The following is a 1027-nucleotide window of genomic DNA, read 5'->3' as shown; positions in this document are numbered from 1 at the left end:
GCTCGCCAGGTTCACCCAGGTGCCGCCGTGGTCTTGCAGCCAGTAGCCGTTGGCGCCGATCTCCGGGTCCACGTACAGGCTGAAGGTCTCGGTGCTGCCGGCGGTCTTCAGCGTGGCTTTGAAGCTTGTCAGCGCGATGGGCGTCTCCAGCGCCTTGGGCGTCTGGGCGGGGACCGCCTTTTGCTCCAGGCTGGTGATGCAGGTGTTGCTGCTGGAGGGGACTTTGCCGTTCCGGCTGTCTGCTACCAGGGTCACCGAGGTGCTGGAACTGCTGCTGGTCTCGGCGCTGAAGGAGGTGACTGCGGCCTGTGCGCTGTCCTGAATACCGTCCCCATTGCCGTCGCCGCGGGCGGAACCCCTGGGGCCGATGGCCTGATTTTCCTGCTCGTCGGGCACGCCGTCGTGGTCCGCATTGGACGCGCCGGAGTCGTGTTCCGGTGTGGGCGCGGGTCCGGGTTTTGGTGTGGGCGCGCCGGGGTCGTGTTCCGGTGTGGGCACGAGTGCGGGTTTTGGTGTGGGCGTGGGCGTGAGGTTCCCCACGGCCTGGTTGCCGAAGCTTGCCGCGTCGTTGCCGGCAGCGTCCTGTATCACGTTGTCGCCGGTCGCCGGCTTGGTGTAGCTGAGCGTGAGCTTCTCGTCGCTGGCCACGGCGCGGCTCAGCGTCAGCGTGACGGTCTTGGCCGTGACAGCAACGCTGCTGACGGTAATGGCCGTATCGCTGGAACTGCTCAGCGCAAACGCCGATGCGGGCGCGGTGTGGTTGGCGTCCAACTTGTTTGCATCGGCGTAGCTGAGCTCCAGCAGGTTGTCGCGGACCGTGGCGCTGCTGAACTCCGGGGGTGTGGTGTCCGGCGTGGTGTTGGTCACGGCCCGGCCGCTGAAGTCCGCCGCGTTGTTGTGGGCAGCGTCCTGCACCCCATTGCCGGTCGTGGGTTTGGCGTAGCTGATGGTCACCGTCTCGCCGTTGGCCACGGCGCGGCTGAGCGTCAGCGTGACGGTCTTGGCCGTTGCGTTCACGCTGGCGCTG

Annotated in this window: 1 protein-coding gene; it reads right to left on the bottom strand. The window is 67.3% G+C overall.

The genetic code is table 11. From position 1 onward, the window contains the following. The coding region (locus tag VTU_RS29455) for a SwmB domain-containing protein (RefSeq protein WP_010108855.1) at nt 1-1027 on the bottom strand (1027 nt) is incomplete at both ends.

Origin of the sequence: Verminephrobacter aporrectodeae subsp. tuberculatae At4 (assembly GCF_000193225.1) — a bacterium.
Lineage (GTDB): Bacteria > Pseudomonadota > Gammaproteobacteria > Burkholderiales > Burkholderiaceae_C > Acidovorax > Acidovorax aporrectodeae.
Note: the sequence above shows the minus strand (reverse complement) of the source record. Positions and strands in the feature narration are given on the sequence as shown.